The sequence below is a fragment of the Agrobacterium sp. GD03872 genome (assembly GCF_029840625.1).
In the GTDB taxonomy this organism is placed as follows: Bacteria; Pseudomonadota; Alphaproteobacteria; order Rhizobiales; family Rhizobiaceae; genus Agrobacterium; species Agrobacterium fabrum_A.
In genome coordinates this window covers 144,881-159,605 of sequence record NZ_JAOCCY010000008.1, presented here as the reverse complement: position 1 = coordinate 159,605, position 14,725 = coordinate 144,881, and the positions used below count along the sequence as shown (strand labels likewise).

At 59.4% G+C, this 14,725-nt stretch carries 11 protein-coding genes; 4 read left to right on the top strand and 7 right to left on the bottom strand.

Annotated features, from left to right (window positions below):
* Positions 1 to 40: 40 nt before the first annotated feature.
* Positions 41 to 2,275 (bottom strand): bifunctional (p)ppGpp synthetase/guanosine-3',5'-bis(diphosphate) 3'-pyrophosphohydrolase, encoded by a 2,235-nt coding sequence (locus N5D22_RS18365; protein ID WP_279658023.1) that lies wholly within the window; start codon positions 2,273 to 2,275, stop codon positions 41 to 43.
* Positions 2,276 to 2,407: 132 nt separating this feature from the next.
* Positions 2,408 to 2,800, bottom strand: a complete 393-nt coding sequence (gene rpoZ, locus N5D22_RS18360; RefSeq protein ID WP_035218076.1) for a DNA-directed RNA polymerase subunit omega — start codon at positions 2,798 to 2,800, stop codon at positions 2,408 to 2,410.
* A 392-nt stretch (positions 2,801 to 3,192) separates the two neighbouring features.
* On the opposite strand from rpoZ, the gene N5D22_RS18355 reads away from it, so the two are divergent.
* Positions 3,193 to 3,762 (top strand): NYN domain-containing protein, encoded by a 570-nt coding sequence (locus N5D22_RS18355; protein WP_003509957.1) that lies wholly within the window; start codon positions 3,193 to 3,195, stop codon positions 3,760 to 3,762.
* Between the two features lie 214 nt (positions 3,763 to 3,976).
* Positions 3,977 to 5,476: a globin-coupled sensor protein gene (locus N5D22_RS18350; RefSeq protein WP_279658026.1), complete on the top strand. Its 1,500-nt coding sequence runs from the start codon at positions 3,977 to 3,979 to the stop codon at positions 5,474 to 5,476.
* 61 nt (positions 5,477 to 5,537) lie between these two features.
* Here N5D22_RS18350 and smpB read toward each other — a convergent pair whose 3' ends face one another.
* Both smpB and dapA read right to left on the bottom strand, forming a co-directional pair.
* Positions 5,538 to 6,020 carry an SsrA-binding protein SmpB gene (gene smpB / locus N5D22_RS18345; protein ID WP_279658027.1) on the bottom strand — a complete coding sequence of 161 codons (483 nt, stop codon included), beginning with the start codon at positions 6,018 to 6,020 and terminating at the stop codon, positions 5,538 to 5,540.
* A 161-nt stretch (positions 6,021 to 6,181) separates the two neighbouring features.
* The gene (dapA, locus tag N5D22_RS18340) at positions 6,182 to 7,066 is read right to left on the bottom strand and encodes a 4-hydroxy-tetrahydrodipicolinate synthase (RefSeq protein WP_279658028.1); all 885 of its coding nucleotides are present in this window, start codon (positions 7,064 to 7,066) and stop codon (positions 6,182 to 6,184) included.
* Positions 7,067 to 7,428: 362 nt separating this feature from the next.
* On the opposite strand from dapA, the gene N5D22_RS18335 reads away from it, so the two are divergent.
* Positions 7,429 to 9,501 (top strand): lytic transglycosylase domain-containing protein, encoded by a 2,073-nt coding sequence (locus N5D22_RS18335; RefSeq protein ID WP_279658029.1) that lies wholly within the window; start codon positions 7,429 to 7,431, stop codon positions 9,499 to 9,501.
* A 158-nt stretch (positions 9,502 to 9,659) separates the two neighbouring features.
* On the opposite strand, the gene N5D22_RS18330 is transcribed toward N5D22_RS18335, so the two are convergent.
* The 3 genes from N5D22_RS18330 to N5D22_RS18320 all read right to left on the bottom strand — a co-directional run bounded on the left by N5D22_RS18330 (position 9,660) and on the right by N5D22_RS18320 (position 13,617).
* A complete protein-coding gene (locus tag N5D22_RS18330) occupies positions 9,660 to 10,721 on the bottom strand; it encodes a porin (protein WP_279658030.1) in 1,062 nt (353 codons plus the stop codon).
* Positions 10,722 to 11,310: 589 nt separating this feature from the next.
* A complete protein-coding gene (locus tag N5D22_RS18325; RefSeq protein ID WP_279658031.1) occupies positions 11,311 to 12,372 on the bottom strand; it encodes a porin in 1,062 nt (353 codons plus the stop codon).
* 657 nt (positions 12,373 to 13,029) lie between these two features.
* Positions 13,030 to 13,617: a helix-turn-helix domain containing protein gene (locus N5D22_RS18320; protein WP_279658032.1), complete on the bottom strand. Its 588-nt coding sequence runs from the start codon at positions 13,615 to 13,617 to the stop codon at positions 13,030 to 13,032.
* A gap of 87 nt (positions 13,618 to 13,704) precedes the next feature.
* On the opposite strand from N5D22_RS18320, the gene N5D22_RS18315 reads away from it, so the two are divergent.
* Positions 13,705 to 14,724 (top strand): aldehyde reductase, encoded by a 1,020-nt coding sequence (locus N5D22_RS18315; RefSeq protein WP_279658033.1) that lies wholly within the window; start codon positions 13,705 to 13,707, stop codon positions 14,722 to 14,724.
* Position 14,725: the final 1 nt, after the last annotated feature.

Genomic DNA, 14,725 nt, shown 5'->3' with positions numbered 1-14,725 from the left:
AACAACGGCCTTTCAGTATCTGCAAAAGATCAAAAATGCCTCAATCGAAGGCACGCGTCACTGTCGAGACGCAATCGAGATCCTTGAGCTGCGACAGAAGCTGGTTCAGCTGCCTGAGATCCCAGACTTCGACATCCAGCGCCAGCTCAGAGAAGTCAGTACCGATACGCACCATGTTGAGGCCGCGAATATTGACATCGAGCGTGGCGATCGACTGCGCCACCGAGGCGAGCGTGCCCGGCTCGTTCAGCGCATTGATCATCACCCGCGCCATGAAGCGCGACTTGTTCGCCTCATCGAGATCCCAGCGCACATCGATCCAGCGTTCAGGTTCATCGTCGAAGCGTTGCAGCGCCGGCGCCTGAATGGGATAGATGGTGATGCCCTTGCCTTTTTCCATGATGCCGACGATGCGGTCACCCGGAACGGCGCCGGCGGCGCCGAAATGCACGTCGACATTGCCGGAAAGGCCGCGGATGGGCAGCGGGTCCGGACCATCCAGCATCTCGGCCGCACCGTCGTCCTCGAGAACCGAGCGCGACTTGCCGGGGATCTTGAAGACCATGCCCGAGGCGCTGCGCATGTTGAACCAGCCATCGTCGCCGGTCATCTTCACCGTGACGCGCTCATCCTGATAATCCGGATAGACCGCGCGCAGCACATCGAGCGAAGAGACCTCACCGCGACCGACGGCGGCGATGGCGTCTTCCACATCCTTCTGCGCCAGACGATGCAGCACGGGCTTAAGCGCCTCACGGGAGAAGGCCTTGCCGGCACGTTCGAAGGTGCGTTCCAGAATGCGATAACCGAGGCCGGAATATTGCTTGCGGATGGCCATGCGGGTGGCGCGGCGGATGGCCGAACGGGCCTTGCCCGTCACCACCACCTCTTCCCAAGCGGCCGGCGGCACCTGCACGCCGGAGCGGATGATCTCCACCTCGTCGCCATTGTTAAGCCGGGTCACGAGCGGCATGATCCGCCCGTTGATCTTGGCGCCAACGGTGGTGTCGCCGATATTGGTGTGCACCGCATAAGCGAAATCGATGGGTGTCGCGCCGCGCGGCAGGGCAATCAGCTTGCCCTTGGGCGTGAAGCAGAACACCTGGTCCTGGAAGAGTTCGAGCTTGGTGTGCTCGAGGAATTCTTCGGGGCTGTCGCCTTCGGCCAGCGATTCGATGGTGTGGCGCAGCCAGGAATAGGCGTTGCTCTCCGGCGAGAGCAGATCGCCCTCCCCGTTTTCACCGTCCTTATAGAGCGCGTGGGCGGCGATGCCGAATTCGGCGATCTCGTGCATGCGCTTGGTGCGGATCTGCAGCTCGATACGCTGACGCGACGGGCCGACGATGGTGGTGTGGATGGAGCGATAATCGTTCTGCTTCGGGGTGGAGATGTAATCCTTGAAGCGGCCGGGCACCACGCGCCAGCGGGTGTGCACGATGCCGAGCGCCCGGTAGCAGGATGGAATATCATCCACCAGAATGCGGAAACCGTAGACATCGGAAAGCTGCTCGAAGGAGAGCGACTTCGACTGCATCTTGCGGAACACCGAATAGGGCTTTTTCTGGCGTCCCTTGACATTGGCGCCGAGCAGGCCGCTCGCCACGAGAAGCTCGCGCAGCTCGTCCTCGATCTTCTTGATCAGCCCTTCATTGCGCGTTTCCAGTTCCTGAAGGCGGTTGGTCACCGTCTCGTAGGCTTCCGGGTTGAGATAACGGAAGGACAGGTCCTCCAGCTCGTCGCGCATGTCCTGCATGCCCATGCGGCCGGCGAGCGGCGCATAGATTTCCATGGTCTCTTCGGAAATGCGGCTGCGCTTGTCGGCCGGCATATATTCCATGGTGCGCATGTTGTGGAGGCGGTCGGCGAGCTTGACCAGAAGGACGCGCACGTCGTCGGAAATCGCGAGCAGCAGCTTGCGCAGGTTTTCGGCCTGCTTGGCCTTGCGGGTAACGAGATCGAGTTTCTTGAGCTTGGTGAGGCCTTCTACCAGCCGGCCGATATCTTCGCCGAACAGCTCGTCGATTTCAGCCCGGGTGGCGGTGGTATCCTCGATCGTATCGTGCAGCAGCGCCACCGCGATGGTCGATTCGTCGAGATGCATTTCGGTGAGGATGGCGGCGACTTCGAGCGGATGCGAAATATAGGGGTCGCCATTGGCCCGCTTCTGCTGGCCGTGTTTCTGCATGGCATACACATAGGCCTTGTTCAGCAGGGCCTCATTCGCATCCGGTTTATATTTTTGAACCCGCTCGACGAGTTCGTATTGCCGCATCATGCGATATTCCACAAAAAGAAAGCGCGCCAACCTTGGGGTCGGCGCACAATGCTGCATCAATAGGGATCAGATTATGACGGCAACTATTGACAGACGGTAACCGCCGCCTGCCAAAGGCGTCATAAAATCCTATCAATAATCGTCATTTTTTTCCGGCGGCACAAGGCCTTCGATGCCGGCCAGCAGTTCTTCTTCCGACATCTGGTCGAAAGTGACGGTTTCCGGCTGGTCGTCGTCTTCGCCATCGGCAACGGCGGAGGCGGCGAGCGTGACCGGATCGGGCTCGGGCTCGTCCACTTCCACGTGCTTCTGCAGCGAATGGATCAGGTCTTCCTTCAGATCGTCGGGAGACAGCGTCTCGTCGGCGATTTCGCGCAGGGCAACGACGGGGTTCTTGTCGTTGTCGCGGTCAACCGTAATAGAAGAACCCTGCGAAATCTGGCGCGCACGGTGGCTGGCGAGCAGAACCAGCTCGAAACGGTTGTCTACTTTATCAATGCAATCTTCTACTGTGACGCGGGCCATTGCCTGTCCTTTGTGGGTCGTAATGTCGTGGATCAGAGCGCCGTGCGATATTAGAGATGCACCGGCTGTGCCCTAACCTATTGAATCTGCGCCTCGCGCCTTGCGAAAAACACTCAAGATTTCTCGTGACGAAGCTTTCTAGCTTCCGATACAGCCATTGGCCGCGGAATTCAAGTTTTTCCTGTATTTGGCGTCTTTTGGCAACTTATCCGCTATGTTTGGCGTCTGATGAACAAAATGTCTAGAAGAATTGTCTTGGAATACGGGGGAAGGTAGCTTACTTAAAACGCAACGGCGGTACGCAAAGCGCGTTGATACGACATGTTTTTTGGCGTTCCCGACCGGATATAAAAGCCAGATAATGGCCTTTCCAAAAAAAGGAATGGGATGGAATGTTCGATCCACGGGAGAAAATTGCGCTCTTCATAGACGGAGCCAATCTTTATGCAGCATCGAAAAGCCTGGGATTCGATATCGACTACCGCAAGCTTCTGAAGGCGTTTCAAAAGCGTGGATACCTGCTGCGCGCCTATTATTACACCGCATTGATCGAGGATCAGGAATATTCCTCGATCCGTCCGCTGATCGACTGGCTGGATTATAACGGCTACAAGGTCGTGACCAAGCCGGCGAAGGAATTCACCGACGCACTCGGCCGCCGCAAGATCAAGGGCAATATGGACATCGAACTGGCAGTCGACGCCATGGAGCAGTCCGAGACGGTCGACCACCTGGTGCTGTTCTCCGGCGACGGCGATTTCACCACGCTGGTGGACGCGCTGCAGCGCAAGGGCCGCAAGGTTTCCGTGGTTTCCACCATGGCCACCCAGCCCGCCATGATCGCCGACGACCTGCGCCGCCAGGCGGACCACTTTATCGATCTGATGACGCTGAAGGCCGAAATCGGGCGCGACCCGAACGAACGCCCCGTCCGTCACGCCGAAGGTCCGGAAACGGTCTGATCCGGTTTTCACACCGCTGACTTGTAAAAACGCGCCCGTTCAAAAAACGGGCGCGTTTTTGTCTGGTCTTTTACGGCAAGGTAAAAATTACTTTTAAACTTAACAAACATCAAATCCAGCCAGTCGAAATTATATCTTGGTTAATTTTAGACGTGTCTAAATCACGCAACGGCGCCAGAGACGTGATTTGGGCGCCAAAGCAGGATGACTAGACATGCATGGCCAAGAAAAAAACCACCGACAACTCGACGAAAGACTGAATTTCCTGGGGCTTGGCCACGGTGAGCGGCAAAATCTTTCAGACATGAAGGGTGTCATCACCGGCTCTCTCGATGCGTCTCTCGATCGCTTTTATGCAAAGGTTCGCTCGGTGCCGGAAACGGCGAAGTTCTTCGCCAATGACGCCCATGTGCAGCATGCCAAGGGCATGCAGCTCAAGCACTGGGCGAGGATCGCCTCGGGCACGTTCAATGCCGATTATACCGATGCTGTCACCGCCATCGGCCGCACCCATGCAAGGCTGGGACTGGAGCCGCGCTGGTACATCGGCGGTTACGCGCTGATGCTCGACGGTATCGTCAAGGCGGTGATCGAATCCGAACTGAAAGGTCTCTTCATGGAGAAGAGGGCCAGAAAGCTGAAGGATGGCCTCTCGGCCACCATCAAGGCCGCCCTTCTCGATATGGATTATTCGATCTCCGTCTATCTCGACGTGCTGGCTGCCGAACGGCAGAAGGTAGAGGCCGAGCAGGCGCAGATGAAGAGGGAGCAGGAGCATGTTCTCGCCCTGCTCAACGACGCCCTTAACAAGCTGGCGAATGGCGACCTCACCTCCAGCATCGGCGAAAAGACCGCGCCGCAGTTCGAAGGGCTGATCGCCAATTTCAACGCCGCCATCGGCAATCTCTCCGGTGCATTTTCGCAGATCGTCGAGGAAGCGAACAAGATTTCCGGCAATACCCGCGAGCTGACGTCCGCGACCGACGACATGGCCCGCCGGACGGAGCAGCAGGCCGCAGCCCTTGAAGAAACCGCTGCCGCCGTCGAGGAAATCACCACCATTTCCAAATTGTCGGCGCAGCGCTCCGAAGAGGCCAAGGCCATCGTCGAAAGCTCCGCTGTCGAAGCGGCGCGCTCGCGCGATGTGGTGACGGATGCGGTGACGGCGATGGGAGCCATCGAGGATTCATCGCAGAAGATTACCCAGATCATCTCCGTCATCGACGAAATTTCGTTCCAGACCAACCTTCTGGCGCTGAATGCGGGCGTGGAGGCGGCGCGCGCCGGCGAGGCTGGCAAGGGTTTTGCCGTCGTGGCGCAGGAGGTGCGCGAACTGGCGCAGCGTTCGGCCACCGCCGCAAAGGAAATCAAGACGCTGATCGCCAAGTCTTCCGAGGACGTGATGAAGGGCGTTTCGCTGGTCAACAAGACAGGCGAATCCCTGAATACGATCGGCAACAAGGTGGATCACATCCAGGAACACATCGCCTCGTTGACCAAGGCCGCGCAGGAGCAGTCCGTCGGCATTCAGGAAATCAGCGCCGCCATCAACAGCATGGATAATCTGACCCAGAAGAATGCGGCCATGGTGGAAGAAACCAATGCGGCGACGCACAATCTGAGCGATGTCAGCGCCAATCTGGCAGCGCTTGTCAGCCGGTTCAGCGTCTCGGCAACGAGGGCGCATGTGGAGCGGACGTACCGGGCGGCGTAAGCAGACGAGCGCCCCTACTCTCCTCATTCCTGTACTAGTCACAGGAATGAGGAGGTGGGCTTTAAGCCACCCCACCCTTCAGCAATCGCGACTTCTGCCGGTTCCAGTCGCGTTCCTTCTCGGTCTCGCGCTTGTCGTGCAGCTTCTTGCCCTTGGCAAGCGCCAGTTCCAGCTTCGCCCGGCCCCTGTCGTTGAAATAGATCTTCAAGGGTATCAGCGTCATGCCTTCGCGGTTGATGCCGGCGCGCAGGCGGTTGATCTCGCGCTTGCTCAGGAGCAGCTTGCGGCGGCGGCGCGGCTCGTGATTGAATCGGTTGGCCTGCAGATATTCCGGCAGGTGGGAATTGATGAGCCAGATTTCATCGCCCTCGTCCGACGCATAGGATTCGGCGATATTCGCCTTGCCTTCGCGCAGCGACTTGACCTCGGTGCCGGTCAGCACGAGCCCTGCCTCATAGGTGTCGACGATTTCGTAGTTGAAACGGGCCTTGCGGTTTTCCGCAACGATCTTGTTCACCACGCGCTGGCTGCCTTTGGGGGCCATGATATTTCAATCCCTTGTTTTTCTTATTGCGCCTTCGGCTTACCGCCGAGAGCGGTTTTCGAACCCCTATTTAATGTTGTCGCCGCGAAAAGAAAAGGCGCGCCGAACGGCTTCTGTCGCGAAGCGGTTCATGGCGCGCCCTAAAAGCTTTCAGGCCTGTCTCAGTTCATCAGGCCGGCATGCTTCAGCGCCGCATCGATGGCCGCTTCCGTTGCCGGTTCCAGCGTGCTCATCAAGGGTGAGCGGACCCGGCGGTTGCCGCCGCGTGTCTTTGACAGCGCATATTTGGTGCCGCAGACACCGGGTTCCATGAAGATCGCCTTGTGCAGCGGCATCAGGCGATCCTGATAGTCCAGCGCCTTGGCATAATCGCCGGCGAGCATCGCCGCCTGGAACTCCGAACAGAGGCGCGGCGCGACATTGGCGGTGACCGAAATGCAGCCGACGCCACCATGGGCGTTGAAACCGAGCGCCGTACCATCCTCACCCGAAAGCTGGATGAAATCCTTGCCGCAGGAAATGCGCTGTTCGGAAACGCGATCGATCTTGCCGGTCGCGTCCTTGACGCCGACGATGTTCTTATGCGCCTTGACCAGCGCGCCCATGGTTTCCGGCGACATATCCACCACCGAACGTGGCGGGATATTGTAGATGACGATGGGCAGTTTGACCGCTTCGGCGACAGCGGCGAAATGGGCGAACAGGCCCTTCTGGGTCGGCTTGTTATAATAGGGGGTGACAACCAGCAGCGCATCCGCGCCGGCTTCCTGCGCATGCAGCGCAAGTTCGATTGCCTCATCGGTATTGTTGGAGCCAGCACCCGCAATGACCGGAACCCGTTTCGCCGCAACCTCGATGCAGAGTTCAACGACCCGTTTGTGCTCATCGTGGGAAAGCGTCGGGGATTCCCCCGTCGTGCCCACGGGCACAAGGCCGTTGCTGCCTTCGGCGATCTGCCATTCCACATGGGCGGCAAACGCCTGTTCGTCCACGGCGCCATTGTCCGTAAACGGGGTAATGAGGGCGGGAATTGATCCCTTGAACATGCAAAGCTCCTGGCGCCGAGCCGGTTCATGCTTCGGCCGCATTCGATGGTTAAAACCGGCACACATTAGTGCCAGCCCTTGGCGCCGACAAGCGCAAAGGCAGCCTATTTTGTCCGAAATTGTCGGAAGTGTGACAGTCTCCGGGTCGTGATCGGCAAGCATAAAAAGCAGGTGCCGAAAAGAGACGCCGCTCGCGGGCCGGTGAATAAAAGTTGATTGAATTGCAGGGCGGCAATTAGGGTTTCGTTAATCCTGAAATCCCAAGATTCCCATGCGGGATATCAGAGCGTTTTCGGCAATCCCGCTGCAATGTAGCAATATTACAAGAAAGTCGGCAACTCCGTTACACGATGAAGAACGGCATGAAAAAGACAGTCTGGGGATTAATGGCGGCGGGCCTTGCCGCAACCGTTTGGAACGCATTGGCCGGACCGCTGCCGGAAGGTGCGGCGCCGCTTCCCTATGTCAAGCCGAATGCGCCGACCGTGCCGGCCTTCATGCCGGCCTCGCCCGAGATCACCGGCGCCATACCGCGCCTCAACCGCCCCGATGATGCAAGCCAGTTGAAGGCCGGCCTCGACGCGCTTTCGAGCCGCGATGCGGCCCGCGCAATTGCGTTGCGCAACGCGATGCCGAACGGCAGCCTCGACCGGCATATCCTCACCTGGGCTATTGCCGTTTCCGGCCAGAAGGATGTCGCTTCCGCCGAAATCGCCGCCGCCCAGCGCGAACTCGTCGGCTGGCCGGGTGCAGCCACCCTGCGCGCCAATTCCGAAAAAGCGCTGTACCGTGAAGATCCGCCCGCGCCGCAGGTCCTTGCCGCCCTTGGTAACAGCCGGCCGGAAACCGCCGAAGGCACCGTGGTTCTCGCCAAGGCGCTCGCCTCCTCCGGCAAGGCTACGGAATCACAGCGCCTCATCCGCCAGCTCTGGGTGAGCGAGGGCATGGACAAGGGCATGGAAGACCGTGTGCTTGCCGAGTTCCCCGCCTATCTGACGCCCGCCGACCACAAGGCGCGCATGGATTATCTGATGTATCGCAGCCGCATCGGCCAGGCGAAGCGTTTTGGCGATCTCGGCAAGGCGCAGTCGCTCTACAATGCCTGGGCGGCCGTGCTGCAGCGGTCCGCCACCGCGACGGCGCTGCTCGGCAAGGTCGACGCCTCCTGGCGCAGCGATCCCGCCTATCTCTTCGCGCGCGTGGAAAACCTGCGCAACCAGGAGAAATATCCCGAAGCCGCTGTGCTTTTACGGCAGGCACCGAAAGAAACGGCCAGGCTTGTCGATCCCGGCGAATGGTGGAACGAGCGGCGCATCATCGCACGCGGCCTTGCCGATCTCGGTGATTTCGCCGAAGCCTATCGCATCGTCGCCAATCATAACGCCACCTCCGTTGTCGATATTGCCGATGCGGAGTTCCACGCCGGCTGGTATGCGCTGAGAGCCCTGCGTGACCCGGCGGCGGCGGCGCGTCACTTCAACACGCTGCTGCAGACCTCGAACCGGCCGCTTTCAGCGTCCCGCGCCTATTATTGGCTCGGACGGGCGGCGGAAGCCGGCGGGCCGGGCAATGCCCGTGATTTCTTTACCAGGGCGGCCGCTCATCCCGGCACCTTTTACGGCCAGCTTGCCGCCGCGCGAATCGGCACGAAGACACTGAACGTCACCTATCCGAGCCCAAGCGCCAGCGACCGCGAACGTTTCGCCGGCCGCGAGGCCGTACGCGCCATCGGCCGGCTGGAGGCCGCGGGCTATGGCTGGCGGGCCGACAGTCTTTACCGGTCGCTGGCGGAACAGCTCGACAGCCCCGGCGAGCTTGCCATTCTGGCGGCGCGCGCGGAGGGCAATGGCAATCATCAGGTCTCGCTGCAGGTCGGCAAAACGGCTTTCAGCCGTGGCATCGATGCGGCGGCGCTTGCCTACCCGCTCGGTGTCATTCCCGCCAGCGCCAATATTGCCGGTTCCGGCAAGGCGCTTGCTTACGCCATCGCCCGGCAGGAAAGCGCCTTCAACCCGACCGCCGTTTCCGCCGCCAATGCCCGCGGGCTGCTGCAACTGCTGCCCGGAACCGCCAAGGCCGTGGCCGGACGTTACGGCCTGCCCTATACGCAGGCAATGCTGACCAGCGATGCGGGTTACAACGCCACGCTTGGCGCCCATTATCTCGGCGAGCAGATCGACAGCTTCGGCGGCTCCTATATCCTCACCTTCATCGCCTATAATGCCGGGCCAAGGCGCGTGCCGGACTGGATCGCCCGCTATGGCGACCCGCGCGGCAAGCCGATCGACGAGGTGGTCGACTGGATCGAGCGCATCCCCTTCCCTGAAACACGCAACTACGTGCAGCGGGTGATGGAGAATTACCAGGTCTACAAGACGCGGCTCGGCCAACAGGCCGATATCGTCGATGACCTGCGTAATGGGCGGTCGGGCTAGGATCCTGATTTCGGCTGACCGCTGGAGGAATATTCAGAGGCACCGGCTCGTCCGGTGCTTTTTTGTTTGCCCGTCCCGGCGACGCTTTTCCTGACCTCGCAAACGAAAAAGCCCGGCTCGAGAGCCGGGCTTTCCATCACTGACAGTGTCAGATCAGATTAGAACGAACGCTGAAGGCGAACGAAACCGGTCCACTGATCGCCACCGCCGTTAACACCTTCGGTGCCGTCGACGTCCTGATAGTTAACAGCAACCTTGGTAGCGAGGCCCTGCGTGATCTGGTAGTCGAAGGTTACGCCAGCGCGCCATGCGTCACGGTCGCCGGTGAAGTCGTTGTCAGCACCGATATCAACCGTACCGAAGTACTGTGCGCCGGGGGTGATGGTCAGCTTGTCGGTTGCCTTGATGGCGTATTCAGCAGCAACCGTCCACTCGGACTCTTCGTAGTAGGAGTTCGCACCGGAAGCCCATGCACCGGAGAGGCCGAACGTGCCCGGACCGATGTCAGCATAAACGATAGCGCGGATTGCACCGTTTTCCTGGTCGGTGTCATAAGAACCGAGCAGGTTTGCGGTTACAACGCCGAACTTCGCGCCGATGATACCGCTGATACCAACGTTGTTCGGGCCTTCGATAACGCCGCCCTTGAGGATGCCGAGGTTCGAACGTGCGTCAAGCGGGGTTTCCAGTTCTTCAACCGAAATACCAGCGTAGAAGGAGCCGGCATCGTAGGTGTAACGGATGGCGTTCGAACGGGTGGAGTTCGAAGACAGGATATCGGTTTCGCCGGAGAGATCGTCATCCCACCAGGTGTACATGTAACCGACCTTCAGGCCAGCGAGTTCGATGAAAGCCTGGTCGACATTGACGCCACGGTCGGTGTCGTTGTCGGCTTCGCCACGGAAACCGATGAAGCCACGCAGAGCGCCGAGCTCGGTGTCGGTGCGGGTGTCGATTTCGAACTGGGCGCGGGTGAAGGAATCCCAGTCAGACGTGCCGGATTCGTTACGACCGAAGTCGGTCTGGAAACGGATGTAACCGCCGAACTTCAGGCAGGTTTCGGTGCCGGGGATGTAGAAGAAGCCGGTGCCGAAAGCGTCGCAGACGCGAACATATTCCAGGGGCTCGGGCTCAGCAGCGACGATAGCGTCAGCGGCCTGTGCGCCGGATACTGCTGCGAGAGCCGCAGCGGAGCCGATCAGAAGGCTCTTGATGTTCATGGTTGACCTCCAGTCAAACGCTTAATCTTCTAAGCAGCGAGTGGGAAACACAAATCGATGCGTGCCGCTTATGACGCTGATTAGAGCCAAAACCGTCGGGATGAGCAATCGTAATCATGACAAAAGGAAGACAGTAAGGTGTCCTTAGTTTCCCATTGTTGCGAAATAGCTACAATTCTAACCGACGAGGCGGCATTCCTTAAGAAATCGTTAATAACCAATTATTTTCAGTCACTTAAGGAGAAATCACACGAAGGTGCGAGCGCAAAACCGCCCCCCCCTGCCTAAATGCTGACATAAGCGGAACATCTGAAATTGGTCAAAAGGCGGTTATTCCGAAGGAGAATCAGCCTCTTGCCCATGCGTGAGAATCGGAGCGCCTGCCCTGCTCCGCCGATAGCGAGCTTTCAAGCGAATCGATTAATAGCGAACAAAAGGCTTTCTGCGCGGCGCAGCGAAAGCCAGAGACATAACGGGACGCCGCTCTCTGTTGTTGATACCGCTTCGACTTCGGCCGCTCCGGGGCTCCTGCAAAAAAAAGCCCGGCTCAAGAGCCGGGCTTTCCCATCACTGACAATGTCAGATCAGATTAGAACGCACGCTGAAGGCGAACGAAACCGGTCCAGCTGTCGCCACCGCCGTTAACACCTTCGGTGCCGTCGACGTCCTGGTAGTTAACAGCGATCTTCGTGGAGAGACCCTGGGTGATCTTGTAGTCAAGGGTCACGCCAGCGCGCCATGCGTCGCGGTCGCCAACGAAGCTGTTGTCAGCTGCGATGTCGATCGTGCCGAAGTACTGGAAGCCGGGGGTGATGGTCAGCTTGTCAGTTGCCTTGATGGCGTATTCAGCAGCAACTGCCCACTCAGACTCTTCGTAGTAAGCGTTGGCGCCAGAAGCCCAAACGCCGGAGAGACCGAGTACGCCAGGACCGATTTCAGCCGTGACGATTGCGCGGATCGCGCCTTCTTCCTGGTCGGTGTCGTAACCGCCAAGCAGGGCAGCGTTTACAGCACCGAACTTGGCGCCGAGGATGGCGCTTACGCCAACGTTGTTGTCGGATTCGAAGACGCGGCCCTTGGCAACGCCCAGCTCGGACGTGCCCTTGCTGACGGATTCGAGTTCTTCAACTGCAACACCAGCGTAGAAGGAGCCAGCGTCGTAGGTGTAACGAACAGCGTTCAGACGGGTGCGGTTCGAAGCGAGGATATCGGTTTCGCCAGAGAGACCGTCATCCCACCAGTTGTAGTAGTAACCGACCTTCAGGCCTGCGAGTTCGATGAAAGCCTGGTCAACGTTGACGCCACGGTTGGTGTCGTTGTCAGCATCGCCACGGAAACCGATGTAGCCGCGCAGAGCGCCGAGCTCGGTGTCGGTGCGGGTGTCGATGTTGAACTGAGCGCGCGTGAACGAATCCCAGTCAGAAGAACCGGACTTGTTACGGCCGAAGTCGGTCTGGAAACGGATGTAACCGTCGAACTTCAGGCAGGTTTCGGTGCCGGGGATGTAGAAGAAGCCGGTGCCGAAAGCGTCGCAAACGCGAACGTATTCCAGGGGCTCGGGCTCAGCAGCGACGATAGCGTCAGCGGCCTGTGCGCCGGATACTGCTGCGAGAGCCGCAGCGGAGCCGATCAGAAGGCTCTTGATGTTCATGGTTGACCTCCAGTCAAAGTTTTTAAGTGGGTCTGGGTACTTTCGCTGAAGGACAGCATTCCCTGCCCCATTCCCGTGTTCTTAGAAGCCAAACGATCCACCGCCTCGCTTCTGGTGGTGAAAATACAAAAGGTTTCGCCGCTTGCAATCGCCAACATCCGATAAATAGCATTTACGTATATGCTTCATTTCGGTTTGTTGCGGAAACAACACACCGTGCACGGCCGGCCGGTAGAGAGCTTTACCATGCGTTAAGAAATTGCTTGAAAATCCGTTAGTTAGCGCGGTTAACAAGGTCTTTCTAAACTACTGCCTTTTTCGGCGACGCCTTGCCCCGCCGGCCCGCACGGGCGGAATTTTTTGCTTTCCCGATACCCGCCCATGGCATGACGCAATCAGCCGAACAGAAACAGGCGGGCAAACCCGAAGAATATGTCGCCGATTCACCGGGCAAAGATTCGTCAGATTCGCCCCTGTGGGTGATTTGCAGACGGGTTTTCTCGCCTGCGGCATTTTTGATTCCCTTCGCGGGCATCACATGCGGCAATGACGGGCGGCGTCAGCGGGACGAAGGGCGGGCATCGCCCACATTGCCCATTATTGATTGTTTCGAGCGTCATCCGCGCCGGTTGACGCGTTTGCCCGCGAGGCTCTGGATCATGTGGACGGGGTCAGCGCTGCGCCCAGAATATCGGCGAGCAGAGTGATGCGCCGCTCCAGCGCTTCGAGACCATCGCCCGCATATTTCATGCCGCTGACCCCTGCGAAGATCATATCGGCGAGTGTCGCCGGACTGGCCGCCACAGGGTGAAGAACGATGTCGCCCGACGCCTCAGCCTTTTCAATCAGTTCGACGAGCAGCGCCAGAAGTTGCCGCTTGCCGTCAGCATTGATGTCAGCCGCCAGCGCCATATTGGCATCGAACAGTTCCTGGCCGTGCGGGCTTGAATGGATCGGCGCCATCATGCCGAGCATGAAGGCGCAAAGCCCGTTGCGCAGACGTGCGGCAAAAGGCGCATTGTCCGAAAAGGCCCTTTGCGCCTGCGCCAGCGCATCCGCATGAAGCGACGCTGTCACCGAGCGGAAAATGTCTTCCTTGTTACCGAAATGGAGATAAAGCGCCGCCCGCGATACGCCTGCGGCATCTGCAATGTCCTGCATCGAAGTTTTTCTGAAGCCGTAGCGCGAGACTGTCGCAAGCGCTGCGTCGATCAGTTGCCTACGCTTTGAATCTTCATCGTTCATGTCGCCACATTGACATTTTAGACGATAAACGTCAAACTGACAAAATAGATCAAATATGTCATATCGTCAGAAGGGGAGTGCAGGCACATGGACGCGACCTCAGACCAACCCATGGTGCTGGTGACAGGCGTGACTGGATTTCTGGGCAGCCGCATTGCGGCGCTGCTGCTCGAACGCGGTTATGCGGTGCGCGGATCGCTTCGTTCTGCGGCGCGGGTGGTCGACATTGAACGTGCGATCCGCGCCCAGACCGACAAGGGCAAACTTGATTTCGTCGAGACCGATCTGACCGCCGATGCCGGCTGGCGCGAAGCCGCCAGCGGCTGCACCTATGCCATCCATGTCGCCTCACCCTTCACTTCGGCGCTGCCAAGGCATGAGGACGAGATGATCGTGCCTGCGCGTGAAGGAGCATTGCGGCTTCTGGGCGCGGCGAAGGCGGCAGGCGTTCGCCGTGTCGTGCTCACCTCTTCGACCGCAGCGGTGGCCTATGGCGACGGCGAGCCGCCCTATGACGAGGAGGACTGGTCCGACGTTACAAATCCGCTCTGCACGCCCTATTACAAGTCGAAGACGCTGGCGGAGCGCGATGCCTGGGACTTTGCACGCGCAAGCGGGCTGGAACTCACGGTCATCAATCCGGGGCTGATCCTGGGGCCGATGATGGAGCGCGACTTCAGCCCATCGGTAGAGGTTGTCCGCAGGCTTCTTGCTGGCGCCTATCCCGGCACGCCGCGCATCGCATTTCCAATCGCCGACGTCCGCGACGTCGCCGAGGCCCACATCCGCGCGATGCTCGAGCCTGCCGCCGCCGGCGAACGTTTCATCGTCAGCGGCCCTTCCCTGTGGTTTCGCGAGATCGCGGCAATCCTGCGGCAGGCGCATCCCGAACTGGCGCGCAAGATTCCCAGACGCGACCTTCCCGATTGGCTGATGCGCCTCGTCGCCCGCTTCGATCCGGCGGCGCGCACGGTCATTGGCGATCTGGGTCGCGACGGGCGGGTCTGTGGCGACAAGGCGCGCCGAATTCTGAAGCTCGACTATCGGCCCGCCGATGAGACCATCCGCGACACCGCGACCAGCCTGCTGGCGCTAGGGCTCGTATGAA

Bases quoted from the DNA above. Each gene is read 5' to 3' on its own strand.
- N5D22_RS18365 (WP_279658023.1), bottom strand. From the start codon at position 2,275: ATGATGCGGCAATACGAACTCGTCGAGCGGGTTCAAAAATATAAACCG.
- rpoZ (WP_035218076.1), bottom strand. From the start codon at position 2,800: ATGGCCCGCGTCACAGTAGAAGATTGCATTGATAAAGTAGACAACCGT.
- N5D22_RS18355 (WP_003509957.1), top strand. From the start codon at position 3,193: ATGTTCGATCCACGGGAGAAAATTGCGCTCTTCATAGACGGAGCCAAT.
- N5D22_RS18350 (WP_279658026.1), top strand. From the start codon at position 3,977: ATGCATGGCCAAGAAAAAAACCACCGACAACTCGACGAAAGACTGAAT.
- smpB (WP_279658027.1), bottom strand. From the start codon at position 6,020: ATGGCCCCCAAAGGCAGCCAGCGCGTGGTGAACAAGATCGTTGCGGAA.
- dapA (WP_279658028.1), bottom strand. From the start codon at position 7,066: ATGTTCAAGGGATCAATTCCCGCCCTCATTACCCCGTTTACGGACAAT.
- N5D22_RS18335 (WP_279658029.1), top strand. From the start codon at position 7,429: ATGAAAAAGACAGTCTGGGGATTAATGGCGGCGGGCCTTGCCGCAACC.
- N5D22_RS18330 (WP_279658030.1), bottom strand. From the start codon at position 10,721: ATGAACATCAAGAGCCTTCTGATCGGCTCCGCTGCGGCTCTCGCAGCA.
- N5D22_RS18325 (WP_279658031.1), bottom strand. From the start codon at position 12,372: ATGAACATCAAGAGCCTTCTGATCGGCTCCGCTGCGGCTCTCGCAGCA.
- N5D22_RS18320 (WP_279658032.1), bottom strand. From the start codon at position 13,617: ATGAACGATGAAGATTCAAAGCGTAGGCAACTGATCGACGCAGCGCTT.
- N5D22_RS18315 (WP_279658033.1), top strand. From the start codon at position 13,705: ATGGACGCGACCTCAGACCAACCCATGGTGCTGGTGACAGGCGTGACT.